Source organism: Halobacillus sp. Marseille-Q1614 (assembly GCF_902809865.1).
GTDB lineage: Bacteria > Bacillota > Bacilli > Bacillales > Halobacillaceae > Halobacillus_A.
This window is the reverse complement of record NZ_CADDWH010000001.1, coordinates 304627-330842: the sequence shown is the minus strand read 5'-3', so window position 1 is coordinate 330842 and position 26216 is coordinate 304627. Positions and strand designations below refer to the sequence as shown.

Sequence of the window (26216 nt, the reverse complement as noted above, 5' to 3'; positions counted from 1 at the left end):
AGCCCATTCTTAAGAAAGGGCTGTTTTTTATGAGGATTTTACCCAGTAGGCCGCTTCACCTTCTGAGGGAGACGGCGGGAACTGATCTCCTTCATTTAAATTGATTTCTGTATTATCATCGGTGTTTTTTCCATTTTGGAGCTTGTCCACTTTATACTTTCCACTCTCTGGTGCTTTTTCACCTGTTTTATATTGCTTATTTGCCATTGAGAAACACCTCCGTTATACTGGTATCAGAAATTGTTTACAAAAGCACTCAATTTCTATCATTTTCTGTTTAGCGGTCGTAAATTAGGAACTGCGGTTAGAGTTAGAACCGATTCCTGAGTTGCGGCCGCCTTTTTGACCGATTTCTTCGAAGTGTTTTTGACTATATTCGTCACTAGTCGTCTCTCCGCCTTTTTGACCGATCTCTTCAAAGTGTTCCTCGTCGTATTTGCGTGCTGTTTTATTACCACCCTTACGTCCAGCTTCTTCCCTGCTCATGTTTCCTTGTTTGCTGTTGTTTTGATTACTATTAGCCATTTTCTACGCCTCCTTATAAGTAGTTGGTAATTGTCTGCTCCATAAAACACATTCCACGTATAACAGATCTAAAACCCTTTTTTTCCTGTAAAATAAATGTAATGTCTCCTTTACTTTACTCGACTTTTTAAGAGTGCGGATTGCTTCTTTAGCCACACTAACTTTGAACACAATATAGGAGGGTAAAAAGTATGGGCATTTTATCAGGAAATCAAGAAAAACAACCTCTTCATTATGGGGAAATATTCGGCATGTGGTCTTACATTAGTGTAGCTAAAGGCGACTATGCCGCTTATCAAACCTTTATTAACCATACAGGTGATAAAGAACTTAGACAGTTATTAGAAGAATTAACTCAAGGCATCAAACAAGAAACAGCAGAAATTGAAGATATATTAAAAGCAAATGGCATTGCTCTTCCTCCATCACCACCTGAGCGTCCAGTTGCAGAATTGGAAGAAATTCCAGTAGGTGCGCGATTTAACGACCCGGAAATCAGTGCTATGATTTCAGCTAATATCTCAGCTGGTCTTGTTGCATGTAGTCAGATAATTGGCCAATGTACTCGAGAAGATATTGCTATGCTTTTTGGCCAATATCATATGAATAAAGCACAGGTCGGTGCTAAATCTCTTCGATTAAATAAAGAAAAAGGCTGGTTAATTCCCCCTCCTCTTCACACGAAAGTTCCAGTACAAACAACCTAAACCTAAAAGAAGTCCTTCAATAACTAGAAGGGCTTCTTTATTTAGGAATACATGTCTCTTTTCCAATCGGACACAATAAGGATATGTCTCATATAAACTATATGGAGTGGATCCAAGTGGTTAAAAAAAATCAAAAATATACAGACTTTGCTAATGTGGAAACACAGCGCAGCTTTTTAGCTTCCGAAGAATTTCCGGAAGGTCCTTTTGGCGCTGCCAAAGGAAAAGAGGTTCCTGTTGAGAATAAAGATACGCCTTGGAAAGAAGGACAGCAGTATTACAGCAGCTCCGCGTTTGAAAACCGTAATCTGCACGAAGATTTGCCACGACAATTTCCAGGGGCGCATGTTCCGCATGATGATAAAAACCAAGAAAGCGAAGCCCCTTATGAGACGTCTCCAAATGAGAAAAACAGTCAGATGGAGTAAAAAAGTCGCTTCCTGTGTGGAAGCGACTGATTTTATAAGGGATTGATTGTGGAAATAAGCTGTAATTAATTATTTAAATGATTTTTTTTATTTTCCAATAAATATTGTTCAACCATCCAATGAATTAATTGTTCTTCTTCTTCTTTAAGCTCACGCCCCATCTTTATTTCGAAATCCTTCTTTAGATCTTCATAAAGTTTGCAGGCCTCCACAATCAATCCTCCTTCATTTTTCCATCATATGACAATTGTATCATTTTCTGCTTAGCGGGATAAGAGATATTATACACATTCGACAGATTGTCTCTTTTTATGCCTCAGCTTTTTTACCTATTATAAACGAAACCCTTTGCTATATCAATATAACTACTAACTTTTAACCTGCTTGGCTGTCCGGTTTAATGTTTCGAGTGGTTCAACTGCCGGGCCTTCTATGACTTCCCCTTCAGTCGTAAACCTTGAACCATGACAAGGGCAGTCCCATGAGTTTTCTGCTTCGTTCCATGCGACATCACACCCCATGTGAGTACAACTCGTATCGACAATAGTCACATGGCCAGAGTGGTCTTTATAGGCACCGGCTTTTTTTCCATTATAACTGACAACTGCCGCATCTCCCCTTTTAATACTTTCTAATTCGATGTCTTTTCTATTTAGTTTTCCTTTTAAAAACTCTTTGGCTACGTCTAAATTTTCTATAGTGAAGTTAGGAATGTCTTTAGCTGCATTAAATCTTGATGGTCTAAACAAATCCTCATATTTGTTAGGGACATGAGAGATCTGGTCGCTAATGACTTTGGCGGCTATTGTTCCATTTGTCATCCCCCATTTCGAGAATCCAGTAGCTACATATATATTTGAGTTTGTTTCCGTAACCGGGCCGATATAGGGGACCTGGTCTAACGTAGTGAGATCCTGGGAAGACCAGCGATAAGGAACATCAGTTACATCCCAGTGTTTTCTTGCAAAGGACAGGAGGTTCTCATAACAGCGTTCCGTTTCTTCCACCTGTCCGCTCGTGTGTCCTTCTCCCCCAATAAGCAGAAGCTGCTCTCCGTTTTCATCCACAGCGCTTCTTAACGATCGTTTAGGGCTGCCCGTACTCAGGTGCATTCCTTCTGGTATTGGATCATTCGTTTTTACGGCAATCGAATAGGAACGTTCAACGTGAAGACGGCCGAAGTATAGACCTTCTACATCATTAAACGGATAGTGGGAAGCCATAACCACGTGATTCGATTCTATCTTATGACCATCTCTTGTAGTAACAATTGGAATATCGCCTTTGTCGATATTTTCTACTCTCGTATTTTCATATATAGGAGTATTCTTCTCTTTTAGAAATTGGATAAGTCCCCGTAAATATTTTACTGGGTGAAACTGAGCCTGCCGGGTAATTACAGCTGCTGAGCTGACTGGGTAAGGTAAATGATTGTCATTAGTCCATCCTCCATTGACCCCCAGCTTTTGATAAGCTCCGGCTTCTTTCTTAATAAGTTTCTTATCCTTTATGGAATTAGCATAGAGAAAAGCATCTTGAAAAGAAAAATCACAGTCAATATTATGACTATTTCTAATTTGGTCGATCAACGCAAGCCCTTCTTCATTAGCTTCATAGTAGAGCTTCGCCTTTTCTTCTCCATGTGTCTTGATAAGTTCAGAGTAAATAAGATCATGCTGGGACGAAATTTTAGCTGTCGTATAGCCCGTAGTTCCTTCCACCAGCCTCCCTGCCTCCAGCAGCACGACATTATAGCCCTGTTTTACGAGCATATAAGCCGTTGTTATACCGGTTATGCCTCCCCCTACTACAGTTACGTCCGTTTTTATATCCTCATTTAACTTCGGAAAAGCATCTATCGTAAAATCTCTCCACATGGATCGTGGTTGTCTTGGCAGATTATTCATAAAGCTCGTTCCCTCCTTTTAAAGTAGTACTATCCTGTACCCCTATTAACCTTTCTTGAAAAGGATTCAGCCTATTATTCATCCCGTTACATTTCATTTTTTTAAAATAATGTTTAACCCGGCTGAAATACAGGAAAAACTTATTAAGATTACCTATTTTAAGAAGGTTTATAATAACTTCGATTCTTAAGACTAATGGCTGAATTCGATTCAGTCCTTTTCATACCAGAGTTTTTTATAACTAGACAAAAGGAGATAAACTTTAATGAGTAATATTAACTTTTATTTTAAAGCCACTTATGAAGAATCACGTGAAATTTTTCGCTCTCATTTACAAAAGATCCAGAAGAAATGGCCGCAGGCTGAGCTTTCAACTGAATCAATCGGCCAGGAGCAGGATAATACAATTGATATGATTTATGCGGATGCCCAGTCCACGAATCAACAGGTTCTCTTTTTTACATCCGGTGAACATGGAATTGAAGGTTACGCCGGAGCGGCTATGATTCATTTATTTGTGGAAGAGTATCTTGATCAGGTCGATCCGGAAACTACGGGTATCTGCTTTATTCACGCTTTAAACCCATGGGGGATGAGAAACTTCAGAAGGGTGAATGAGAATAACGTAGACCTCAACCGAAATTATCTTTATGACGCAGACTCCGTCCCAACTGACGTCAATATTAATTACGCCAAAGAAAGTGAGCTCTTCCTGCCAAAAGGAAAAATAAAGGATCTGGATAAGGAAAGAAAGAAACTTTATACAGAGTTAGGAAAAGCACTTGCCAAAGAAGGATATGGCGGATTAAAAGAAGCGAAAGGAATGGGACAGTTCCAGTTTCCACGAGGTGTTTATTTCGGAGGTAGTCGGGAAGAAGAAACCACTTCTTTCTTAAAGAGTGTCCAAAGGAAGTTACTGGAGAATTTCCAGCGTGTCATTCATATGGACTGGCACACGGCTCTTGGACCGACCAATGAAATAACTATGGTCGTTTCAGAAAACAATCCAAAGGACGTAAAGGAATTAGAATCTGAATATCACTTGAAAAATGTAAATAAATTCACTCCTAAAAAAGTAAAAGGAGATTCAACGAACCACTTTTACAAGCTTAAAAAAGAAGAATATCCAGATTCTTATCTTTTCACAGCTCTTTTTGAATTCGGTACATTCGGAACAACTAAAAAAGCCGAGCTGCGGGAATTCATGACGATTATTTTAGAGAACCATTTATATTGGGAGGGTACTGAAAAAGAAGAAGATAGACAGTGGATTCTAAATGAGTTCAAAGCGATGTTCTACCCCGATGAGAAAGAATGGAGACAATCCGTATTAAAAGAAGGACGTTTAGGTATTGAATCCGTATTAAAGACAGAGCGTATCCTGCCTCAGACTTCTACAAAATAATGATCAAAAAGAATCCTCGGGCTTTCAGCTAAAGGTCCGAGGATTTACTTATGCTTATGTCCAAGTTCTTCAGTACTTGTATCCATAATTAAATCTTTATACTTTTCATCTCCGCGGGCATTCCAGCCTTGGAAAAGATACTGCATGGCCACAGAGATTTCACCGAACTGGCCGCCAAGAATTTCCTGCAAGTGTTTGGCGAATAACGGATCTGGACGTTCAGGTTTAGCATGAAACTGAAGCTCTTTATTGTAGAAAACATTGAATTATTGTTATAAACGTTTAAAAATTTTAAAATTTACTAAACAAAGCCCTCTTGACCTTCATCAAGAGGGCTTTATATTCTTATGAGGAAGCTTTTACCCAATAGGCTGCTTCATTCTCAGATGGTGATGGTGGAAACTGATCGCCTTCATTTAGATTAATTTCCGTATTGTCACCGCTGGTGTTACCGTTCACCAGCTTGTCTACCTTATATGTTCCACTCTCAGGAGCTTTTTCGCCTGTTTTAAACTGTTTGTTAGCCATGATAGGCACCTCCGTTATATTAAATTAGAAATTTGTTTACAAAAATATTCAAGCTTTATCATTTTCTGTTGGTTCTATCTTTTTCTATTTATCGGCTGTTCTTAGGAATTACGATTATTTGAGTTAGAGTTAGAACCGTTTCCTGAAGAGTTGCGGCCGCCTTTTTGGCCGATCTTTTCATAATGTTCTTCGCCATACTTCTCACTTGTAGCTTCTCCGCCTTTTTGCCCAATTTCTTCAAAGTGTTTTTGATCATACTCTTTAGCGGTAGTTTCGCCGCCTTTTTGGCCGATGTTTTCAAAGTGTTCCTGGCTGTACTCCTGGCTGGTCGTTTCGCCGCCTTTTTGACCGATGTTTTCGAAGTGATCCTGGTCGTATTTCCGAGATGTTTCTTCTCCACCCTTTTGACCGATGTTTTCGAAGTGCTCTTGATCGTATTTACGGCTTGTTTTTTCTCCGCCTTTACGACCGGCTTCTTCTCTGCTCATTGTTCCTTGGTTACTATTATTGTTTTTGTTGTTGTTTTTAGCCATTTCGACTAACCTCCTCTGAATTTTTATTACATAAAGACAATTCACCAATCCACACAAAGATAAACCTGAATTTTGGTAATTTTCTACATGTAATACTATTTTAATAAAATAAATACTTCATTTACACTGCCATTACCTTCAGGCTTCCACTAAGACATAGATGTTATTGGATTCGATCCTTAAACCCTCGATGTGAAAGGATCATACAATTAAAATCCTTAAATAATCACTACATATCAGTATCTTCCAGAAGCCAAATATTGCTCTTAGATTAAGTCATAGTTCTATTTCATTATTTTTCTAATATTTAAAGGAATTTGACTGCCTTAAGTTGAAAGGGAAGTATATATACAAATTTTGGAGGAGGATGAAGAATAATGAAGAAAAAAGTACTATCAGTTGCATTAGCCACTACTTTACTGGCTTCAGGAGGTTCTTATTCCGCAATCAGTACCGTTCACGCAGGAGAAAATGGACCGAACGGCCCTAACTATGGGGGCAACGAAACGGTTAAAAATGAAAGACTGCATTCCTATGAAGAAATGGTAAAAGCCTTAGAAAAGGCTGATCAGCAATCCGAACGTCTGACGGTAGAAACGTTTGGAGAATCTGTAAAAGGCAGAGATTTATACTTAGCGAAATTTGGGACTAATGAAGACAATCCTACCGTTCTTTTCCTCACCCAGCAGCATGGAAATGAGACCCTAACGACAGAAGGAGCCCTAAAATTAATTCAGAAGCTTACGTCTAACGGAAAGAATATTAATGAAATTTTAGATAACGTGAACGTCTTAATCGTTCCACGCTTAAACGTTGATGGCGCAGAAGGAGACGTAAACTTTTCGTTAGAAGATTATGCCGCAGGAACACACACTAGGTACAATGCTAATGGTGTTGACCTTAACCGTGACCACGTAGATCGTCTGGAACCAGAAACGAAAGCCCTTCATGAAAATGTCCTGCAGGAATACCAGCCGGATTATATGATTGACCTTCACCACCAAGGAACTCAAACAACACTGGGGGATTCCGATGAATTAGTATCAGGTTCTATCCTTTATCCTACTAATGAAAATGTTGATGAAGAGGTTGTAGAGCGTTCGAAACAATTAGGGTCCATTGTATACAATGCCATTAGCGACAAAGGCTATGGGCTATTGTCCAAGTACGTGGGAGGCACAGCTGAAACCATCAGCCGAAACGGATTAGCTGTGGAATATGGAATCGCCACCCTTTTACTAGAGATGCGCGGAATGGCTGACCACGAACGTGATGATTATGTACTAGGACAAAAGAGTAACGGTTACTTAATTAACCAAGCTGTGACGGCTATGGAAGCCACACTTCAGTCTATTGCTGATGATTCCATTTCTTCCGCAGACACATCATTCTGGGATTCTTTGCCTGAAAGCGGTTATGCATCAGAATAAAAGATTAGAAGGGAGATTAGTGGAATGAAAAAGAAAGTATTCACATTACTGACTGCTCTAGCTCTCTCTACATCACTCGCCGCTCCGGCTGGTGCAGCAGGAAACCATCCAGGCACCCCTGATCAGCAAATCTACAACAGTTCAGGTTTTACAAACTACGAACAGTTAAGGATGAAACTTCAACAGCTTGAAAATTCAAGCCAGGGTCGTGTTGAAATAGAAGTCGTCGGCCAGTCCAACAACGGCAGAGATATCCATCAGGCACGTGTAGGAAACGGGGATAAAGTCATTCTAATTGAAAGTGAAATTCACGGGAATGAAAAAACAGGGACAGAAGCGATTCTTAATATCTTGTCTTACTTAGGTTCAAGCAACTCACCTGAAGCACAGAAGATTCGTGATGAAGTTACGTTAGTCACACTGCCTAAGATGAATCCGGATGCTTCTGAGCTTGATCGAAGAGGAAATGATATGACATGGCAGGAGGTTCTTGAGGATTTCCCTCAATTAGAAGAAGCGGCTGGTCCAACATGGAACTATTATTATGAGGGTAACAGACCTAACACCCAAGGAGACGATTATGCTTCACAGCCAGGATTTGATGTGAACAGAGACTTTAACCCTGACCTTAATTATGTCCCAGCATCTGAAGATATTCCTGGGAATTCTTCAGATCCAGGCTGGTACATCACTCCTGAAGCCCAGACAGTTCGAGATGTTTATAAAGACTTACAGGAGGAATTTGGTGAAGTAGACGTATTTGTCGACCTTCACCATCAGGGACTTTACTATGTCGAGGGAACGGCTGATCCTGTTACCCTTTCTTTATCCGCACAATTCGTTCCTGATCCGTCCAGCGAGGAAGGAGCTGAATACGCAGAGTACGCTGAAAACTATGACTACGACTTTTCTCGTCAGCTGAACGTTGCCGCTTATGAAGCTTTACAATCGATGGGCAGCTCTCCATTTGATAACATTACTTTATACAGCCAAGGTCTGGATTTACCTGGAACAGCTCTTGGTTCCTTTGCGCTAAACGGCAGTGGAACTGTATTATTTGAAGTTACCGGCCAAACTCAAAGCATGGGGCAAAAGAAAAAAGGGATGCTTGTAAAAGCAGTAGAAACGGGGTTAAATGCTATTATTGAAAGTGTAGCAGATGATTCTGTTAATCAGCTGGATGCAGATAAATACGAAGAAATACCTGAAACATCATATTCTCCAAGTTTATAAAGAAAGCGGCCGCATAAACGGCCGCTTTTTTACTTATTATAGTCCCACAGAAGCTTCCATTCACCTTTTTCCCGCACCGCAAACACTTCCTGTTGAATGTGAAAGGTGCCATACTTTCCTTTGAACGTCTGGCTCACTGTCGTCGAATAGGCAAGTTTAAAAGTGTGGCTGCCCTCTTCCATTGACCACTTTTTGACTTTATCCGTGCCTTCAAGAGAAAACGTAAAGGTCGTTACACCAAAGTGATTCATGAAAACGTGCGCACGATCTTGTAAATAATGACCCTTATCAAACTTTTCTTTCATTAATGGATGAAAAAGCTCCCATGACTCCGAAAACTCTCCCTCTTGCTCGTATTCATAAAAGTTTCCTACCGCCCGTCTTGCACTTTGAGAAGGCAGCATATATAGGGAAGCCAGTATAACCACTAAGGAGATAATAATGAGAATTATTATGAGAAATCCTTTTGTTTTGAACATAAGATCTCCCCTTAAGAAGCAAGCATTTTTATATCTGTATGCTTTTCCTAAATACATTAGGTATACCAGCTGAAACTTTTCATAAAAAAAGCCTTGTAGAGGGGTGCTCTACAAGGCTACATTTTTACTTAAGCTGTAACTTTCTTTTTCCGAAAAAGGAAGACAGCTCCTGTTCCCAGTAATAATCCTCCTATAAGAAGTCCGACTGGATAAGAGGTACTTGTATCTGCCAGCTCACCTCCATCTTCTCCCTGGGAAACTCCTAAGATCTTAAAGATATTTTTCGCTTGATCCGTATTGTCTATCATCCCTGCAAACATTTCAGATCCAGGTCCATAAGCATAAACAGGGACATCATCTCCCGTATGACCATCTGTCGTCCACCCCGTGAGGGAGCGTTGATCGAAAATTGATTCGATCGCATCGTCTACTGCCAGCACAAGGTCTTCTTCCTCCGTACCATCTGCCTGACCTTCTTCATAAGCTTCAGTTACTGACTGCAATTCTTCTGCTTCGATCTCGAAATCGATGTTATCATTTAGAGTACTCTCAATATCCTGGCCTTCTACTACTATCTGGTTCGCCATATAGTCAGGGGTTTTCTTTGCAGCTTTTATGACATCAGTGTTCCAGTTATACTCGCCATCTGCTCCAATCGATAATCCCCCCGTGCTGTGGTCAGCTGTGGCTACAACGAGTGTATGTTCATCTTGTTTGGCAAACTCAATCGCCGCTTCAAAGGCTCTTTCAAAGTCTTCCATCTCACTCATGGCCGCTACTACATCGTTATCGTGGCCTGCCCAGTCAATCTGGCTACCTTCCACCATTAGGAAAAAGCCTTCTTCATCCTTTTGCAGTACATCTAAAGCCGATGTAGTCATTTGCTTTAAGCTCGGCTGTTCTTCTGGACGATCAATGTATTTATCCATTCCTACCGGAGCAAACAAGCCTAAAAGCTGGTCATTTGTATTGCTCAACAGTTCGTCAGTTGTTTTCACATAATTGTACCCGTCTTTTTCAAATAACTCGGCAAGATTTCTATCTTCTCCTTCGAAGAAATCTGTTCCACCGCCAAGCAGAACATCGACTTTATGTTCTCCATCAATTAAATCGTCATAGTAATCGTCCGCGATCTCTTGATAGTTTTGTCTGGACACATCATGTGTTCCATAAGAAGCAGGTGTCGCATGGTTAACCTCTGACGTTGAAACTAACCCTGTTGCCATTCCTTTTCCCTTCGCTGCTTCAAGTACTGTTTTTGTATCTTCTTCCTCTAAGTCCTTAGCGATCGCTCCATTATAAGTCTTCACACCAGAAGACATAGCGGTAGCAGTGGCTGCAGAATCAGGAACATTTTCCTTTACATCGTCTTCTCCGCCATCGTAATACGGATCAGCTGAATATGTTGACTGCATGCCTACTAAGTATTTGTCAAACACGGTCTTTTCCATTTCCTGTGTATCGGGATTATCTTTCATGTAGCGGTGTGCCGTCGTATATGTAGCTCCCATCCCATCTCCAATCAGCATAATAACATTTTTAATTTCAGGTTTTTCTTCTTCTGCCTGAACGGAAGGTGCGGCTGCTCCTGCAGCTGTTCCAAATAATAGAGTTGCTAACAGTCCCATGGAACATACTTTCTTAACTCTTTTCTTTTTCATTTAATCCCTCCATTAATATATTTTTACATTTTCAGCCTATCACTGTTTGAATATTCAGCAAATAACATTAGTGCATAATTCTGGAAATGAATATATTATAGTGGTTCATTTGAACGAATTATGTTGGATATTGGATATTTTTATAAGTTAATGGAACTATTAGAGAAAACTCTTCTATTTAAAGAGCCCTGCAGACCTTTTCTCTACAGGGCTCATTTTTTGTTTCATCTTTAGAGGGATTAAACGTTTACCAGTCCCGGTTGAACCCGTGACACAATTTCCTTTCCGATTTCTATGGATGCCGTAGCTGCTGGTGATGGTGCGTTACATACATGGATCACCCGACGATTTTGGATGATTAGAAAGTCATCGATCAAATTGCCATCTGAATCTAAGGCCTGGGCGCGCACCCCTGATTTTCCGGGTGTAATATCCTCTTCCTTAATATCAGGGAAAAAACGCTGAGCATCTTTGACTAAGGCTTTCTTGCTGTATGAGCGGTACATTTCCTTTAAGCCCTCTGCTAAATTCCTTCTGGCCAGCTTTAAAAGCCCGCGGTGTGTTGGCGTTTCAAGAAAATCTTTCAGGAGGAAATCTGTTTTCCGATAACCTTCTCTTTTAAAACTAAGTACTGCGTTAGGACCGATGATTACCGACCCATCGATCATTCTCGTAAAATGAACGCCTAAAAACGGAAAATCCGGATTAGGTACTGGGTAGACGAGATTTTTTACGAGATGGCTCTTTTCAGCACTAAGTGTAAAGTAATTCCCCGCGAAAAGGAATGATCCGCATATCTGGTTTTATATTTGTCATCTCAGCCAGACGATCACTGTATAAACCTCCACAATTTATCAATTGACGGGTTTGGAGGACTCCTTGGGTGGTTAGTATCTCTACTTCATCTTCTTTTATGCGGATATCAAGCACTTCCGAATTTAACTTAAAAGTTCCTCCGGATGGACGAATTTTCGACGCAAAAACTTTGGCTGTCTGTTTATAATTTACGATTCCCGTACTTGGGACGCGGATCGCTTCCGTTCCTTGAACGTGAGGCTCTATTTCTCTTAGTTCTTCCCCAGAAATCTTTTCAACATCCAGTCCATTGGTTATCCCGCGATTGTACAAATTTTGAAGTAAGGGCCGTTCCTCATTACGAGTTGCCACTATGACTTTCCCGCAAACTTCATATTCGATCTCATGAGATTCACAAAACGGACCATCTGCTCATTTCCTTCCTTAGCCAACTTTGCTTTTAAACTGCCAGGTTTATAATAGACGCCCGAATGTATAACTCCGCTGTTTCTCGCTGTCTGATGAGTGGACAGTTCAGCTTCTTTTTCTATAATAACGATCTTTGCTTTCGGATACCGCCGGCTTAATTCCATGCCGACGGAAAGTCCGATGATGCCCCCTCCTATAATTGAATAATCATAAATCATGAAACATGACTCCCTTTAAAACAGATTGATCAGCTCTATCGTTCCTAAATAAGTAAATAGAAGAATACTTCCAATTAACACTGCATTCGTAATCCATCCGTTTCTAAATCCTTTGTCTACTCGTTTTGAATTAAGCAATGTCAGCAGTGTTATGGATAAAAACGGCATAAAAATGGCCCCAAGCGCCCCATAAGCTATAACAATTCCAACCGGCTTGTCTACAAATAGAAGAAGCATTGGCGGAAAGGTAAGCCATAATAGATACAGACGGTAAGCCGGGTCTTTCTCCGAAACAGGTGTTTCCATATTCTTTTTCCGAACCATGCGTATGAAATCAGCAAATAAATAAGGCACGCCATTCCATACACCAAGCAGAGAGGAGAACGCCGCAGCCCAGGCACCAATTAAAAATAACCAGCGAGCCGCTTCTCCAAATTCAGAACTGAACATGCTTCCAAGAGTGACTAAACCTTCTTCCCCATTAATTTCAATACCTGTTCCGTATAAAAATTCCGCTCCAATGACAAGCAGGGCAAGACAGAAAATAGAAGTTATGATATATCCCACAGATGTATCGAGCTTCATCATTGGGATCCATCCTTTTCCTCTCCAGTTCTTCTCACGAATCCAATAACCGTAAGAAGCCATAGTAATAGTGCCTCCTACCCCGCCCAGAAGACCAAGGACAAGAAGCATTGAGCCGCCACCTATTTGAGGTATTGTTCCTCCAAGAATATTTCCGATATCAGGTGTTAAAAGCAAAGCTGATCCGACAACGGTAATAAACATAACTCCAACTAATACAGTCATTATTTTTTCAAAAATTTCATAGCGTCCGATTAATACTAGGCACAGACCGGCAATTCCATGAATAATTGCCCATACCCACAGCGGCATAATGGGAAACATTGTGACCATCATAAGGGCAGAAGTGGTCATGGCCGCAGCTCCATAACTGAATCCCCATAAAACTGAATAAATTCCAAAATAACCAGTTGCCCATTTACCCATGGAATGCCATCCTTGAAGGATCGTTTTACCTGTGGCTAATTGCCAGCGGCCCATCCCTTCCGTTAAAAAGAACTTTAATATTGATCCTATAATGATAGCCCATATAAGTGTAAATCCAAAAGACACACCCGCCACAAGGGCGGCTACTAAATCTCCTGTACCAATCCCTGTAGCTGCGGTGACGAATCCTGGCCCGACGGTTTTTATTTTTTCTTTAAAGGTAATGGGCGGTGCCGGTGTTTCCGAGTTCTTTGTTAGAACCGGATTGTGCTGTTCGACTTCAATACTCATTTCGTAACCCTCCTATGAAAGCGTTTTAGATAAAGGACATAAAATATGTATAACTGCTATCCTACTCAAAAGTTTAGTATGAACTCCTTTCAGTAAATTTTTATAAAGAATAAAGTCCAATTAAGATTACTATAAGGATTAAATGCCATTCAACGAATTTTCTAAAAATTACAATATTTGAATTTATTGGTCTACTACTAATTAACTATTTAAAATCCCCTCACTGTTTATAACTACAATTAAATAAATAAATATTGTTATTTTTTCGTGTAGATAAACATACCAATAGGAGTCCTGATCACTTATGATAAAAGTAACTATACTTCTTTTAATGGAGGATTATTATGCTCGAGAAAAGTTTTATCAATCAATTGATACATATAGTCGGCGTAAAAGATGTACAAACCTCTAACGCCAGCAAGCTCGCTTATTCCTATGACGCCACACCTCAATTTCAAAGCATGCCGGACGCCATAGTTGCTCCTCATAATACAGAGGAAGTTTCCCAAATCGTACGGCTGTGCAATGAATATAAAGTTCCGATTGTGCCGAGAGGATCAGGAACGAACTTAAGTGCAGGGACGACTCCTTTAAATGGAGGCATTGTCCTTCTTTTTAAACACATGGATAAAATACTGGAAATTGATGAGGACAATCTGACAGTTACGACGCAGCCAGGGGTAAATACCCTAAAGCTGATTCAGACGGTGGAAGCGAAAGGACTATTTTATCCACCCGACCCAAGCTCCATGAAAATCTCTCAAATTGGAGGAAATATTAATGAGAATTCAGGCGGTTTACGCGGGCTTAAGTACGGAGTAACGAGAGATTATGTTATGGGTCTTGAGATCGTCCTCCCTAATGGAGAAATTATACGGACAGGCGGCAAGCTGGCAAAGGACGTAGCCGGCTATGACTTGACGCGGCTATTCGTAGGGTCTGAAGGCACTCTTGGAATCGTAACTGAGGCTACGCTAAAACTCGTACCTCTCCCAGACTCAAAGAAAACAATGCTCGCTCTCTATGAGGACTTAAACGCAGCAGCTGAGAGTGTCTCAAAAATTATCTCAAGCCGTATTATTCCTACCACCCTGGAGTTCCTGGATCAGCCGACCTTAGAGGTAGTAGAGGACTTTTCGAAAATCGGCCTTCCCACCCACGTTCAAGCGGTGCTGTTAATTGAACAAGATGGAGCTCATGATACGGTTGTAAGAGACATGGAAAAGATGCAGAAAATCTGCCAGGAAAACGGAGCCATTCAAGTCGATATTGCCGAAACGGAAATTGAAGCTGAAGCTCTGCGTACTGCACGACGGTCGGCCTTATCAGCATTGGCCCGGCTGCGACCGACGACGATTCTTGAGGATGCTACCGTTCCCCGGTCGGAAATCGCCAAAATGGTCCAGTCCATTAATGAAATTGCTGCAAAATTTGAAGTAGATATCTGCACCTTTGGCCACGCAGGAGATGGCAACCTCCACCCGACCTGCTTGACTGATGAAAGAAATAAAGAGGAAATCGAACGTGTGGAAGCTGCTTTTGAAGAAATTTTCAAGAAAGCGATTGAATTAGGAGGGACGATTACCGGCGAACATGGAGTTGGAGCTATGAAGTCAAATTATTTACACTTAAAAGTCGGTGAAGCTGGAATTGACGTAATGCAGAACATGAAGAAAGCATTTGACCCTAATAACATTATGAATCCTGGAAAAATCTTCGCTAAATCAAACCCTAATCGAGTGGTGGTGAGCAACTGATGAAGACAAAAGAGAAGCAAAACATTCAGAAAGAATTTAAAGAGAAAATGGACTATGATGAGCTGTTGAATTGTATGCGCTGCGGCTTCTGCCTTCCGAGCTGCCCAACTTATATAGAGTCAGGCTACGATGAAGTTCAGTCACCTAGAGGGAGAATTGCTCTTATGAAAGGTGTTGTTGATGGGGTTATCGAGCCTGATGAGGAAGTAAAGCGTTCTTTGGATTTATGTCTAGGCTGCCGTGCATGTGAACCTGTTTGCCCATCAGGAGTAAATTATGGTCATCTCCTTGAACAAGCCAGGGATATTATATATCAAAACCAGGACGTTTCGCTTCCTGCTAAAGTTCTTCGAAAAACTGCCTTTGAAGGTTTATTCCCCCACCAGAACCGGATGAGGACAATGACAGGCTTACTTAGTTTTTATCAACGATCCGGTATTCAAAAGGCTGTACGAAAATCAGGACTTTATAAAGTGCTTCCCGACTCATTAAGCTCGATGGAAATGATTCTGCCACAGGCACCAAAGAAAAAAGACATGAAAAACCGTCCGAGACACCTTAAGCCATTAACAAATCAAAAGAAAAAAGTAGCTTTCTTCTCTGGTTGTCTCATGGATACTCTCTTTCTATCAACAAATGACGCTACAACAAAGCTGCTTCAATATGCAGGGTGTGAAATCGTCGTCCCAGAAAGCCAGAATTGCTGCGGAGCCCTTCATGGTCACAGCGGCGAAAAAGATCAGGCCAAGCAGCTGGCGAAGAAAAACATTCAAGCTTTTGAAGAGGCAGAAGTCGACTATATCATTACAAATGCCGGCGGATGCGGAGCTTTTCTCGTAGACTATAAACATTTGCTCAAAGATGAAGACGAATGGAAAGAACGCGCGGAAAATCTATCAAATAAAGTTAAGGATATCACCAGCGTTTTGGTAGAGTTAGAATTTCATAAGCAGCCTTTAAAACTAGACACGCAAATTATTACCTATCAAGACTCCTGCCATTTAAAAAATGGCCAGCGGACATTTATGGAGCCTCGCTTACTTTTAGAATCGATTGAGGATGCTTCTTACGTCGAAATGGAAGATGCCGGCCGCTGCTGTGGGTCTGCGGGTATTTATAACCTTGTAGAAACAGAAATGTCGATGCAGATTCTTGATTATAAAATGGAGAAAACGATAGAAACGAAAGCGAAAACTATCGTTACAGCTAACCCTGGATGCCTGCTGCAAATGAAGCTTGGGATTGAAAAGGAAGGGGTATCTGAGGAAATGGAAGCTGTCCATATCGTAGATTTATTGTTAGAAGCTTATGAAAAAGCCCAGGTCCAGCCTGTTTAAGTTAATAAAAAAGGAAGTCCTGTTCGTTTTTCCCACAGGAGTCTGCTTTTTTTAACATAAAGGCTGAAAATTGAGAGGAAGCCCCAGCTTATTTAAGCGAGGGCTCCTTTTTTATGTACGATGGGAGTAGATCCCCATAAAGCAAAGGGCTAAATAAAATAAGGTAATCCCTTCAGCATCTCTCGGATCTATTCCAGTAGTATTCTTTAATTGGTTCAGGCGATAATGGAGCGTATTTACGTGTATATTCAGCTCTTGTGCTGTCTTAACAAGCGATTGATTTTGAGAAAAGTAGGACGTTAATGTTTCTAATAGTTCTGTTCTATCCTGAACATCCCGTAATACTCTGCCCAAGAATTCCTCTTTGGCTGATTCACTCACTTCTTCTAAAATAATATCAAGCATTAATTCTTCATACTGAACCATTTGCCTTCTTGTTTTAGATACTTTTAATGCTTTTTCAGCTTCAATATAAGTAGGTTTTAAATACTTTCGTGCTGCAAAATTACTCACACCGATCGCCAGGGTAAGGTCATATTTCCGATGAAAGGCCTCCTGCCATTGCTTCATTTCAGTCTTTAATATCTGCCTGTCTTTTTCACCATCTACTCTTTTTAATAGAAGAAACTGGCCTTCTCCCCAAGGAATAAACACATCTTCAGGACTTTTCGTAACTAATTGCCGATAAGCATCTTCCATATTAGCTTGAATACGAGTCTTGTTTGTTTTCACGTAAAAGAGAACGCAAAGATAAGGTGTACCGACAGAGATTCCTAACAACTCGCCCCGCTGAATAAAATCCTCATCCATTTCGTCTGCATATATCCATTCGTAAAAGTAAGATTCAAGCCCCCTCGATTCAGCAGCCTTTTGTTCGATATGATACTTTTCCCTGACCATCAGTTCAGTCATCTTCCTTAACAGATCCGCGTAAGGCTCCACACTCTCAGGGTCACCTGTAATACCAATCACGCCAATAACTTCACTTTCAAAAAAGATAGGAAGGTTAATTCCTGCTTTAACACTTAAAAAATACTGAGTCTCTTCTTCAGTAATATATTGTTTTTCTTTTGTCTGCAATACGCGGTGAGCCACTTCGTGAAAGCTGCCGACGCGATCAGGTTCTGTAGAAGCGATAATAAACGCATTTTCATCGAGGACAATGACGTGTTCTTTTAAAATGATTTGGACTTCCTGGATTATCTTATTGGCGAGTTCCGGGAGCAGCTTCAATGAAATCATCCTTTTAATGCGACAGTTTACCATCATTATATCACCGAAAGGGTATATAAAAAGGCGAGCAAGGAATACTCCTTTACTCGCCTTAAATCGTTATCTTGGATCTACATAGTCAGGAAAGTCTGTAATAATTCCATCAACACCTGCTTTCAGCAGATAATCAGCAGATGCTTGATCTCTGACTGTATACGGCTGGGTCTGCAGATCAAAAGAATGCAGACGATCAACAAACTCTTTGGTGATCATTGCTTTATTTGGATTAAAATATTCAGCATAAGAAGCAAACTCACTCAGCTGTTCATCCGTTACTTCTGTATTTCCGAGCAGCACGCCAAGCGGCATAGACGGTAGAAGTTCATGAACTTTTTGAACAGATTCATGGTTAAAAGATTGGACAATAATTTTATCATTCTCAGGTTTATCGAGGTTTCGAGCCTTTAATTCTTCAGCTACTTTTTCTTCAATTCCCGGGTATAGGGCCGGGGACTTCAGCTCAATCAATATCCCTATTTTCCCTCTATATTTATCGAGCACCTCCCCAAGGGTAGGAATTTTTTCTCCAGCAAATTCTTCACCAAACCAGCTTCCGGCATCTAATTTCTGGAGCTCTTCATATGTAAAGTCTCCAACATTTCCTGATCCATCTGTCGTACGATCCAATGTCGTGTCGTGGATGAGAACCAGTTCTCCATCTTTACTCATTTGCACATCAACTTCAAACATGTCAGCCTTCATTTCAACCGCTTTATCAAAAGCTGCGATCGTGTTCTCTGGGGCATAACCAGAAGCTCCCCTGTGAGCGATGTTCAACGTTTGTTTACGGTCTTTGTTCTTCACTTCGTCAGCATGCGCTGTACTTAAAGGTGCTGCAGCCACTCCGAAAAACATTAAACCAACTAAAAAGATAAAGATGTACCTATTCATAGCTTCCTCTCCTTTCGTATTTACCTGCTATACTAGAGAAGGAATATGAACTGGATATAAATAGCAGGTAAATTTATGTTACATTTTGGTAATTAACATCTCAATAGTTAAATAATACCAAATGTAATATTAATCATTACTTTAATGACTTCTGCGCTTTTTAGTGTTACGCTTAAGTAGAATAGAAGGAGGACAAGCAATGTCATCTTCAACCTTAACCGTTAAAAATAACCGTCTTACCCGGGAATTGACCATTAATCGTATGGCTATATACCAACAGTGCAAAGTAGTCGAAGCATACCAAGGAGATCAGAAATATTTTATCTTCTTTCATAAAGACCAGTATTTAACTTATGTCAGAACCAGAAAACCGAAAACTCACTCTTTTGTTGGAAAAGTTATGAAAAAAGGTCTGATTCTTAATAACCCTCACCCTTTAGTCAAAACCATTCTTTCAAATTACCCTCACCTCGAAAAGCTAAGCATTGATAACCTGTTTAAGAAACTTAAAAAGCAATACCCTCTCCAGGAAGCGGCTCTCATTTCCACTTATTTTGAATCCTTTATTAAAAAGGAAAAAATTATTGACTATATAAAAGAACTCTATTATATCCAGCGGCGAGACGGAAAACTATTTTCTTGTCATCAGCTTCTCCAGCTGCTCAAAGACTTCTCTCCGAATCACAGTCTGATTCAGACGTTTTCAGGCGACTTGCAAATTGCGAGTTATGAAACTCTTTATAAAAATAATGATGCTTCTTTGATCGATAAAGATCCTATTTACGCAGAGAAATATTTAACAAGCATCAGACCGTCCAAAAAATCTTTTCAAAAGCTTCTTTACTTATATGAAAAGCAGGATCGCAGAATAGATGTCATAGCCCTCTATTTAAAAAGAGTGATTCAAACAAAATCGGATGAAGTATACCAATCTTTACTGGCTGCGTTAGACAGCTATGATATCGATCTTGAGTACCTTGAGCTATATGAAGACTTGTATAAGCGAGGCCTTGCTGCAGATTCGTTTCTATATAATTTACTCGATTTATATATGGAAAACGAGAAGGTTGATAAGGCTTTAACATTAATTCACAAACACAACCTTACGGTTACCCCATTAAAACAGGAATATTTAGGGAGTCTGATTGAACAGCACAATTTTAGCAGCCACTCCTCAGATCCGGACCATTTAAGAGACTTATTCTTGCTGATCCTTGACTTTGCAAATGAACGAGTTTCACAGAAAATTCTTCATGAAGGCGTTGTCTCTTTACTGAAAAATAATAAACCTTCCTATGTTAGTGAATGGCTGAAGACATTTGAACATCGTTCCTTTACTCAGCCGTTAATCCAAAAGGTGAATGAGATGTGTGTAATGATTGAAGATCCTAACCAGCAAGGGAAGCTAGGCCAGCTCTATCACTATTTCCATCAGCCTCAGAAAGCCATTGACTGTATGAGCTGGGAAATGGAACTCCGAAATGAAGACCCGCAGCCTGTTCAGTGGCTCGCTAAGCTCTATGGAGAAATAGGAAATAAAGAAGAACAACAAGCGTACAAACAAATGTACATCCGCATGATGAAAGAATCATAAATAGAAAAAGCGCTGATCCTGGGATCAGCGCTTTTTTTCTGGTATCAGGTACCCGTTCTACCATTCCGCAATACTTTTATCTTTATGCCGCCATACCGGATTTCTCCAGTTATGGCCTTCTTTGGCACGTTTGCGTACATAATCTTCATCGATTTCAATTCCCAGCCCCGGTCCGCTCGGGAATTTCACATGGCCGTCTTTATAATCGAATACGCTTCTGTCTTTTACGTAATCAAGCAGATCATTTTCTTTATTATAATGGATGCCTAAACTCTGTTCCTGAATGAACGCGTTATAGGCGGTGGCATCTACATGCAGGCAGGAGGCCAGCGCAATTGGACCCAACGGACAGTGAGGAGCCAGCGCGACATCATAGGCTTCAGCCATAGAAGCAATTTTTTTCGTCTCTGTAATTCCGCCGGCATGAGATAAGTCGGGCTGAATGATGTCTACATAACCTTCCGCTAAAATTGATTTGAAATCCCACCTTGAATACATGCGCTCACCTGTAGCAATTGGGATATGCGTGTGTGCAGCAATGTCTCTTAATGCTTCTAGGTTCTCAGATAACACAGGTTCTTCAATAAACATCGGGCGGTAAGGCTCAAGTTCTTTTGCTAGAAATTTGGCCATTGGCTTATGTACTCTGCCGTGAAAGTCGATGCCAATCCCGACATCAGGCCCCACACTTTCTCTTACACTTGCTACCCGCTCAACGGCCTGATCGATTTTACTGTAGCTGTCAATATACTGAAGCTCTTCGGTTCCGTTCATTTTAACGGCTGTAAATCCAGTATCTACCGCTGCTTTAGCAGCTTTCCCTACTTCAGATGGACGATCCCCGCCAATCCATGAATAGACTTTAATGGAATCTCTGCATGCGCCGCCTAATAGCTGATAGATTGGGGCATTATAGTATTTACCTTTTATATCCCATAAGGCTTGGTCAATTCCGGCTAGAGCACTCATTAAAATCGGCCCTCCACGGTAAAACCCGGCGCGGTACATCATATTCCAGTGATCTTCTATGCGAAGAGGATCCTGCGAGATCAGCCCTTCCATTAGCTCTTCCACCGCTGCTTTCACGGTATGAGCTCTCCCTTCAATAACAGGCTCTCCCCAGCCGGTGATCCCTTCACTCGTTTCTATTTTTAAAAACAGCCACCTTGGCGGTACTTGAAAAAGTTCATAACTTAGGATTTTCATATTCGACGACTCCTTTTAATTCGAAAAATAGGCTTTGCCGATTTTTGCAGCACCATAGACAGAAGCCATTTCCACCTGTTCCTCGCTTGCCTCGATAATTTCTGCCTTAAGATTTAGATAAGATAGTAATTTTAAGAATACGCTTCTTAACGGATTAGACCCTCCGACTATGATCCATTCCACCTCTTCTTTCTCAAGCATCTCATCAAGAGCTTCCATATCGGAAGACAGAATAATTCCTGCATAGTAATTCGCTCTTTCGTTTTCACTTAATTCAGAGAAAAGCTGAAGCAAGCGGATATGAAATAAGCTCCTGGTCATTCCTTCTTGTATTGCCGCTTCATACCCTTTAATTAAATACTCAGGCAGTACTTTATCAACCAGCTTGGAACTCAAGGAATCCGAAATTATTGTCTGGTCTCTAACCGCCTTTAGCATCTCTCCCCCCAGGGTAGAGCAGCAGCTTAGAAGCTCTCCATTTTCATCAACTAGAACAAACTTAGTATGAGAACCAGGCAGAAGCATTAATCCTTTTCCTATTGGATTTACTTGCTGGAGCAAACCAAAGGTCTCCACTTCTTCTCCTCTCATAATGTCAAACTGATTGATGACAGTTAAATCTTCTTTGAGTAAACCACTCACCTTGTTCTTCATTCCCGGCACATACAGGCAAGGGATTTGGAAAAACTCTTCCGCATTTACTTGCTCAACTGAACCTAAGAAACCTTCCAATCGGGCAGGAGCTTCAATATGCGGAACTTCATATAGTCCTAGATTTGAAGTAATCATACCGGCTGCCACTATGTATTGAATATCCTCTGGAGATAGAGAATGTTTATCCAGTAATTCTTTTAACCCTTTGGATACCTCATTCTTTAATTTTTCATTACTTCCTTCGATTGCAGAGTTTCTAACGCCTGCCTCTAATTTAATAACATCAATTACGTTTACTTGTTTCTCCTCTACTAAACGGATTCGAGAGTTTGTTGTACCCGAATCGATTAAGATGATCATCCTGTCACCTCTTTTCGTTTACACTGTCTCTAATTTGAATAAACTTTTTAGCACGGGCTGTAATCTCTTCATAATTTCCATTCTTTATTAATTCAGGGTTTACGATCGCGCTTCCGATTCCTGCCGAGTGCCAGCCTTTTTCAAGGTAGCCTTCGACATTACCGAGAGAGACCCCTCCCACCGCCATTACTTTTATAAAAGGAAGCGGTCCTTTTAAATCCTTAGCAAAACTTTCTCCTACAGAACGCACTGGGAATACTTTAACTGTCTGGGCCCCATACTCATAAGCTTTTAAAGCTTCAGTTGGTGTATAAACTCCCGGAATAACTGGCACTCCATAACGGATGCCTGTTTCAATCGTTTCTTCACTTAAGGTAGGTGCCAGTAAAAAGTCGGCTCCTGCTGAAATCGCAGCGCGAGCACTTTCCCCGCCAAGCACAGTCCCTGCTCCAACTAATAAATCGGAGTATCTCTCTTTAATCGACTGAATGATTTCTAGGACGCCGGGCGTATTCATTGTTACTTCAAGAACACGTATCCCGCCTTCGTATAGACTCTCAACGAGTTTGTCTACGTGTTCACTGCTGTCTAAACGGACAATAGCAACAATTTTTTCTTTATTTATTTGATCTAGCGTTTTCATTTTTTCGCTCCTGTTCCTTATTAAGGAACACTGTTCCAAAGCTGATAAAAACAAAGTCCCTTGTAATTTATTTGAAATTATACGCAATTAAGAAAACGCTGTCAATTTAAGATCCTAGTTCTCTTGAAATCTCTTTAGAAACTCTTAAAACTTTATCAGCTAATTCTTCCAGTTTTTCATCATTTACTCTCATAAGCGGGCCCGCTACACTGATTCCTCCAACTACTTCTCCCTTTGAATTAAAAATAGGAGAAGCCGAACATCTAATTCCTTCTTCATGTTCTTCCAGATCAAAAGAAACACCTCGCTGTCTAATTTCCTCTAAGTGTTTTTTCATTTCTTGTTTATCTGTGATGGTGTTTTTTGTGAACTTTTTCAGAGGCTTTTCATCAAGTATTCGATGGATTTCCCCTTCTGAGAGAAAAGCTAATATTGCTTTTCCTACCCCTGTACAATGCATAGGTGCACGCTTTCCGATTTTAGAAAACATCCGTATTGTTGCATCTGACTCTGTTTTATCAATATAAACAATTTCCCCATGGTCCATTTGAACAAGGTGGACTGTTTCACCTGTATTTTCCGCCAGTTTATTTAGATAAGGAGCTGCTACTTTCCGAATATCAAGATGAGTGGAGACAGTTTCTCCAAATTCTATTAAACGAAGACCTAATAAATATCGTTCATTTTCATCATCCTGTTTTACAAATCCCTGTTTCAATAAGGAACTGAGCAGCCGGTGCACGGTACTTTTGGATACTTCCAGCCGATAGGATAACTCGGTTACACCTAACCCTTTTGGCTGTTCCTTTAAAATCTCTAATATATTTAATGCTCTATCAACAGATTGTACAGTTGTTGATTGTTTCTTTGCCATACTTTTAGACCTCCGGCTTTTTTGGAATACTCTATTGAATTAAGGAGATACGCCTCATGATACCGCTATCAGCCCATCCATCCTCCGTCGACAGTAATAATTTCCCCATGTATGTTTTCAGATGCTCTGGATGCCAGAAAAACAGCGGCTCCAATCATATCTTCCGGAGTCCCCCAGCGTCCCGCAGGAATTCTTTCAATAATCTGCCTGCTGCGAGCTTCATCACCCATTAAGGCGGTATTCATTTCTGTAGCCATGTAACCTGGTGCTATAGCATTTACATTCACATTTTTTGAAGCCCACTCATTTGCGAGAGACTTAGTAAATTGAGCTACTGCCCCTTTAGCGGCTGCATAGGCCGGTACAGTGTATCCACCTTGAAAAGACAGAAGAGATGCGAGGTTAATAATTTTTCCACTTCCCTGTTCAATCATCTTTTTTCCAACAAGCTGACAAAGGACAAAGACGGCTTTTTGATTAACCTGTATGACGAAATCCCAGTCCTCTTCGGAAAATTCAACTGCTGGTGAGCGGCGCTGAACTCCAGCATTATTCACCAGAACATCGATTTTCCCAAAACTTTCGATAATGGAGTCCACTAATTCAGGTAAACGGCGGGTCTCAGATAAGTCGAACGTAAATACTTCGCACTTCCTGCCTAAATCTCTAATGTTTTGGACCACTTCCGTCTCTTTTGCTGACTGCTGAACGATAGCAACATCTGCCCCCGCTTCTGCCAATCCATATGCCATTGCACCTCCTAATCCACGATTACCTCCAGTTACAACGGCTGTTTTGCCACAAAGATTAAAATAATTAATAAATATCACTCCTACTTAGATGATTAAAACTATATAATACCAATAAATAACTGTTTTGGAAACGCTATCTCTAACTATTGACGCTGCCCTACCTCACAAGTTATCTAAGTGATTCCCTCCTATTTGGAGAAGATGTTTAATAAGAATAGAATTTAAATCAGCTGCATTTCTCATCTACCTTTTCTGAGAACTCAATTTAACGATCAATACTTAAAGTTCCATAAATCGGGTAGGGTATTAAAAAGTCCATAAATAACTTTCTATTTTAGAAAGGAGATTACATATGACAAACCAGGCTTTCACAGCTATTAAAAGCGGATGGCTTCTGCTTCGCTCCATTGCTGTTGTTTCCTCGAGTGGAGCTACAATCGTATCTACCATTCTTCCTTTGCTTCTCTATTACTCTCTTTCTGCCAGTTACTTAATAGGATTGTTTCTCCTCCTCATATTCGCTTCCTTTTTAATTCACGGGGTTTTAACTCATTTGCTCAACGACTATGTCGACCACCTCTCTGGAACAGATGAGCATAGTCCAGCCCTTCTCTCCGGCGGAAGCCGTGTAATTCAGAATGGATTAATCACTGCAGAAACGATGTGGCTTTTAGGAAAAGGTCTGATTATAAGCCTGTTGCTCACAGACATAGCCCTTCTTTTGTTTGGTTATGATAAGCTGGCGATTTTACTTGGGATCGGCTTATGGGGAGCTATTTCGTATTCACTTCCCCCGCTGCAATTAAGCTATCGGCCATTTATAGGGGAGTGGCTTTCGGCGTTTCCTTCTGTCCTTTTCCTAGGATTAGCGGGAGCGTGGCTTTCTTTAAATGAAATCCCTGAATGGGCCTGGCAGAATGCGGTGATCAATGCGCTGTTTTGTATTGCCTGGGTAATGGTCCATCATATCCCTGATCGCGAAGCTGATAAACAAGCTGTCCCTCAAAAAAAGACTAGCGTTGTCTGGTCTGTCGATAAGTTCGGGCTTGCCTGCAGCCGGCTGCCTGCCTTGCTGTATTTTGGGATGACAGGACTCTGTGTGATTTGGCTCGGTATCGAGCGGATATGGGCAGGTATTGGATTGATAGCATTAGTGACAGGTCCGATCTTTTTAATTATTAAAATGGACGTCACCAATAATGAACAAGTTTCAATTTATGAAAAGATCATTTTAATGTTGGCTATTGTTAACGCCTTCTGGCTCGGAATCTTTATTTGAATATAAAAAAAGCAAAA

25 protein-coding genes and 2 pseudogenes are annotated in these 26216 nt (G+C 40.7%); 9 read left to right on the top strand and 18 right to left on the bottom strand.

Annotation, left to right across the window (positions count from 1 at the left end; genetic code table 11):
* Nucleotides 1–27: 27 nt before the first annotated feature.
* Nucleotides 28–207, bottom strand: coding sequence for a YjzC family protein (locus HUS26_RS01595; RefSeq protein ID WP_173915490.1), 180 nt, complete (start codon nt 205–207; stop codon nt 28–30).
* An 84-nt stretch (nt 208–291) separates the two neighbouring features.
* Complete coding sequence (locus tag HUS26_RS01590; RefSeq protein WP_173915489.1) at nt 292–525, bottom strand: hypothetical protein; 234 nt, start codon at nt 523–525, stop codon at nt 292–294.
* Nucleotides 526–716: 191 nt separating this feature from the next.
* On the opposite strand from HUS26_RS01590, the gene HUS26_RS01585 reads away from it, so the two are divergent.
* Both HUS26_RS01585 and HUS26_RS01580 read left to right on the top strand, forming a co-directional pair.
* Nucleotides 717–1232 carry a DUF3231 family protein gene (locus tag HUS26_RS01585; RefSeq protein WP_173915488.1) on the top strand — a complete coding sequence of 172 codons (516 nt, stop codon included), beginning with the start codon at nt 717–719 and terminating at the stop codon, nt 1230–1232.
* A 101-nt stretch (nt 1233–1333) separates the two neighbouring features.
* Nucleotides 1334–1660 (top strand): hypothetical protein, encoded by a 327-nt coding sequence (locus tag HUS26_RS01580; protein WP_173918709.1) that lies wholly within the window; start codon nt 1334–1336, stop codon nt 1658–1660.
* A 65-nt stretch (nt 1661–1725) separates the two neighbouring features.
* Here HUS26_RS01580 and HUS26_RS01575 read toward each other — a convergent pair whose 3' ends face one another.
* Both HUS26_RS01575 and HUS26_RS01570 read right to left on the bottom strand, forming a co-directional pair.
* Complete coding sequence (locus tag HUS26_RS01575; RefSeq protein ID WP_173915487.1) at nt 1726–1872, bottom strand: hypothetical protein; 147 nt, start codon at nt 1870–1872, stop codon at nt 1726–1728.
* A 156-nt stretch (nt 1873–2028) separates the two neighbouring features.
* A complete protein-coding gene (locus HUS26_RS01570; RefSeq protein ID WP_173915486.1) occupies nt 2029–3567 on the bottom strand; it encodes an FAD-dependent oxidoreductase in 1539 nt (512 codons plus the stop codon).
* 265 nt (nt 3568–3832) lie between these two features.
* Here HUS26_RS01570 and HUS26_RS01565 point away from each other — a divergent pair, with 265 nt between their 5' ends.
* The gene (locus HUS26_RS01565) at nt 3833–4972 is read left to right on the top strand and encodes a M14 family metallopeptidase (RefSeq protein WP_173915485.1); all 1140 of its coding nucleotides are present in this window, start codon (nt 3833–3835) and stop codon (nt 4970–4972) included.
* 56 nt (nt 4973–5028) lie between these two features.
* Here HUS26_RS01565 and HUS26_RS01560 read toward each other — a convergent pair.
* The 3 genes and pseudogenes from HUS26_RS01560 to HUS26_RS01550 all read right to left on the bottom strand — a co-directional run.
* A pseudogene (locus HUS26_RS01560) lies at nt 5029–5226 on the bottom strand (manganese catalase family protein); the annotation flags it as partial.
* Nucleotides 5227–5317: 91 nt separating this feature from the next.
* Nucleotides 5318–5500 carry a YjzC family protein gene (locus HUS26_RS01555; RefSeq protein WP_173915484.1) on the bottom strand — a complete coding sequence of 61 codons (183 nt, stop codon included), beginning with the start codon at nt 5498–5500 and terminating at the stop codon, nt 5318–5320.
* A 101-nt stretch (nt 5501–5601) separates the two neighbouring features.
* A complete protein-coding gene (locus tag HUS26_RS01550; protein WP_173915483.1) occupies nt 5602–6033 on the bottom strand; it encodes a glucose starvation-inducible protein B in 432 nt (143 codons plus the stop codon).
* 377 nt (nt 6034–6410) lie between these two features.
* On the opposite strand from HUS26_RS01550, the gene HUS26_RS01545 reads away from it, so the two are divergent.
* Both HUS26_RS01545 and HUS26_RS01540 read left to right on the top strand, forming a co-directional pair.
* Nucleotides 6411–7463 carry a M14 family zinc carboxypeptidase gene (locus HUS26_RS01545; protein ID WP_173915482.1) on the top strand — a complete coding sequence of 351 codons (1053 nt, stop codon included), beginning with the start codon at nt 6411–6413 and terminating at the stop codon, nt 7461–7463.
* Nucleotides 7464–7487: 24 nt separating this feature from the next.
* Nucleotides 7488–8696, top strand: a complete 1209-nt coding sequence (locus HUS26_RS01540; protein ID WP_173915481.1) for a M14 family zinc carboxypeptidase — start codon at nt 7488–7490, stop codon at nt 8694–8696.
* A 29-nt stretch (nt 8697–8725) separates the two neighbouring features.
* Here HUS26_RS01540 and HUS26_RS01535 read toward each other — a convergent pair whose 3' ends face one another.
* The 4 genes and pseudogenes from HUS26_RS01535 to HUS26_RS01520 form a co-directional block, all read right to left on the bottom strand.
* A complete protein-coding gene (locus HUS26_RS01535; protein ID WP_173915480.1) occupies nt 8726–9175 on the bottom strand; it encodes a hypothetical protein in 450 nt (149 codons plus the stop codon).
* Nucleotides 9176–9303: 128 nt separating this feature from the next.
* Nucleotides 9304–10836, bottom strand: a complete 1533-nt coding sequence (locus tag HUS26_RS01530; RefSeq protein ID WP_173915479.1) for an alkaline phosphatase — start codon at nt 10834–10836, stop codon at nt 9304–9306.
* 239 nt (nt 10837–11075) lie between these two features.
* Nucleotides 11076–12275: pseudogene (gene lhgO / locus HUS26_RS01525) on the bottom strand (L-2-hydroxyglutarate oxidase).
* Between the two features lie 18 nt (nt 12276–12293).
* Nucleotides 12294–13580, bottom strand: a complete 1287-nt coding sequence (locus HUS26_RS01520; RefSeq protein WP_173915478.1) for an Nramp family divalent metal transporter — start codon at nt 13578–13580, stop codon at nt 12294–12296.
* 344 nt (nt 13581–13924) lie between these two features.
* Here HUS26_RS01520 and glcD point away from each other — a divergent pair, with 344 nt between their 5' ends.
* A complete protein-coding gene (glcD, locus tag HUS26_RS01515) occupies nt 13925–15337 on the top strand; it encodes a glycolate oxidase subunit GlcD (protein ID WP_173915477.1) in 1413 nt (470 codons plus the stop codon).
* Nucleotides 15337–16674 (top strand): (Fe-S)-binding protein, encoded by a 1338-nt coding sequence (locus HUS26_RS01510; RefSeq protein WP_173915476.1) that lies wholly within the window; start codon nt 15337–15339, stop codon nt 16672–16674. The genes glcD and HUS26_RS01510 overlap by 1 nt, the downstream gene beginning before the upstream one ends.
* Before the next feature lie 111 nt (nt 16675–16785).
* On the opposite strand, the gene HUS26_RS01505 is transcribed toward HUS26_RS01510, so the two are convergent.
* On the bottom strand, nt 16786–17907 hold the full coding sequence (locus tag HUS26_RS01505; protein WP_173915475.1) for a sugar diacid recognition domain-containing protein: 1122 nt from the start codon (nt 17905–17907) through the stop codon (nt 16786–16788).
* Nucleotides 17908–18006: 99 nt separating this feature from the next.
* A complete protein-coding gene (locus HUS26_RS01500; protein ID WP_173915474.1) occupies nt 18007–18837 on the bottom strand; it encodes a glycerophosphodiester phosphodiesterase in 831 nt (276 codons plus the stop codon).
* Nucleotides 18838–19036: 199 nt separating this feature from the next.
* On the opposite strand from HUS26_RS01500, the gene HUS26_RS01495 reads away from it, so the two are divergent.
* Entirely contained in the window at nt 19037–20431 is a 1395-nt protein-coding gene (locus HUS26_RS01495) for a hypothetical protein (RefSeq protein WP_173915473.1), read from the top strand.
* A 57-nt stretch (nt 20432–20488) separates the two neighbouring features.
* Here the strand turns inward: HUS26_RS01495 and dgoD are convergent, their stop codons facing one another.
* The 5 genes from dgoD to kduD form a co-directional block, all read right to left on the bottom strand.
* Nucleotides 20489–21637, bottom strand: a complete 1149-nt coding sequence (gene dgoD, locus HUS26_RS01490) for a galactonate dehydratase (protein ID WP_173915472.1) — start codon at nt 21635–21637, stop codon at nt 20489–20491.
* Between the two features lie 15 nt (nt 21638–21652).
* Nucleotides 21653–22651: a 2-dehydro-3-deoxygalactonokinase gene (locus HUS26_RS01485; RefSeq protein WP_173915471.1), complete on the bottom strand. Its 999-nt coding sequence runs from the start codon at nt 22649–22651 to the stop codon at nt 21653–21655.
* A 4-nt stretch (nt 22652–22655) separates the two neighbouring features.
* Nucleotides 22656–23294, bottom strand: coding sequence for a bifunctional 4-hydroxy-2-oxoglutarate aldolase/2-dehydro-3-deoxy-phosphogluconate aldolase (locus tag HUS26_RS01480; protein WP_173915470.1), 639 nt, complete (start codon nt 23292–23294; stop codon nt 22656–22658).
* Nucleotides 23295–23400: 106 nt separating this feature from the next.
* Nucleotides 23401–24168 (bottom strand): IclR family transcriptional regulator, encoded by a 768-nt coding sequence (locus HUS26_RS01475; RefSeq protein ID WP_173915469.1) that lies wholly within the window; start codon nt 24166–24168, stop codon nt 23401–23403.
* A 68-nt stretch (nt 24169–24236) separates the two neighbouring features.
* The gene (kduD, locus tag HUS26_RS01470) at nt 24237–24995 is read right to left on the bottom strand and encodes a 2-dehydro-3-deoxy-D-gluconate 5-dehydrogenase KduD (RefSeq protein WP_173918708.1); all 759 of its coding nucleotides are present in this window, start codon (nt 24993–24995) and stop codon (nt 24237–24239) included.
* 277 nt (nt 24996–25272) lie between these two features.
* Here kduD and HUS26_RS01465 point away from each other — a divergent pair, with 277 nt between their 5' ends.
* Nucleotides 25273–26199, top strand: a complete 927-nt coding sequence (locus HUS26_RS01465; protein WP_173915468.1) for a prenyltransferase — start codon at nt 25273–25275, stop codon at nt 26197–26199.
* Nucleotides 26200–26216 lie beyond the last annotated feature (17 nt).

Coding starts and splice junctions, on each gene's coding strand:
- HUS26_RS01475 (WP_173915469.1), bottom strand. CDS start 24,168: ATGGCAAAGAAACAATCAACAACTGTACAATCTGTTGATAGAGCATTA.
- HUS26_RS01510 (WP_173915476.1), top strand. CDS start 15,337: ATGAAGACAAAAGAGAAGCAAAACATTCAGAAAGAATTTAAAGAGAAA.
- HUS26_RS01590 (WP_173915489.1), bottom strand. CDS start 525: ATGGCTAATAGTAATCAAAACAACAGCAAACAAGGAAACATGAGCAGG.
- HUS26_RS01485 (WP_173915471.1), bottom strand. CDS start 22,651: ATGATCATCTTAATCGATTCGGGTACAACAAACTCTCGAATCCGTTTA.
- glcD (WP_173915477.1), top strand. CDS start 13,925: ATGCTCGAGAAAAGTTTTATCAATCAATTGATACATATAGTCGGCGTA.
- HUS26_RS01480 (WP_173915470.1), bottom strand. CDS start 23,294: ATGAAAACGCTAGATCAAATAAATAAAGAAAAAATTGTTGCTATTGTC.
- HUS26_RS01565 (WP_173915485.1), top strand. CDS start 3,833: ATGAGTAATATTAACTTTTATTTTAAAGCCACTTATGAAGAATCACGT.
- HUS26_RS01585 (WP_173915488.1), top strand. CDS start 717: ATGGGCATTTTATCAGGAAATCAAGAAAAACAACCTCTTCATTATGGG.
- HUS26_RS01495 (WP_173915473.1), top strand. CDS start 19,037: ATGTCATCTTCAACCTTAACCGTTAAAAATAACCGTCTTACCCGGGAA.
- dgoD (WP_173915472.1), bottom strand. CDS start 21,637: ATGAAAATCCTAAGTTATGAACTTTTTCAAGTACCGCCAAGGTGGCTG.
- HUS26_RS01555 (WP_173915484.1), bottom strand. CDS start 5,500: ATGGCTAACAAACAGTTTAAAACAGGCGAAAAAGCTCCTGAGAGTGGA.
- HUS26_RS01500 (WP_173915474.1), bottom strand. CDS start 18,837: ATGAATAGGTACATCTTTATCTTTTTAGTTGGTTTAATGTTTTTCGGA.
- HUS26_RS01570 (WP_173915486.1), bottom strand. CDS start 3,567: ATGAATAATCTGCCAAGACAACCACGATCCATGTGGAGAGATTTTACG.
- HUS26_RS01595 (WP_173915490.1), bottom strand. CDS start 207: ATGGCAAATAAGCAATATAAAACAGGTGAAAAAGCACCAGAGAGTGGA.
- HUS26_RS01535 (WP_173915480.1), bottom strand. CDS start 9,175: ATGTTCAAAACAAAAGGATTTCTCATAATAATTCTCATTATTATCTCC.
- HUS26_RS01520 (WP_173915478.1), bottom strand. CDS start 13,580: ATGAGTATTGAAGTCGAACAGCACAATCCGGTTCTAACAAAGAACTCG.
- HUS26_RS01530 (WP_173915479.1), bottom strand. CDS start 10,836: ATGAAAAAGAAAAGAGTTAAGAAAGTATGTTCCATGGGACTGTTAGCA.
- HUS26_RS01545 (WP_173915482.1), top strand. CDS start 6,411: ATGAAGAAAAAAGTACTATCAGTTGCATTAGCCACTACTTTACTGGCT.
- HUS26_RS01465 (WP_173915468.1), top strand. CDS start 25,273: ATGACAAACCAGGCTTTCACAGCTATTAAAAGCGGATGGCTTCTGCTT.
- HUS26_RS01540 (WP_173915481.1), top strand. CDS start 7,488: ATGAAAAAGAAAGTATTCACATTACTGACTGCTCTAGCTCTCTCTACA.
- HUS26_RS01550 (WP_173915483.1), bottom strand. CDS start 6,033: ATGGCTAAAAACAACAACAAAAACAATAATAGTAACCAAGGAACAATG.
- HUS26_RS01580 (WP_173918709.1), top strand. CDS start 1,334: ATGGAGTGGATCCAAGTGGTTAAAAAAAATCAAAAATATACAGACTTT.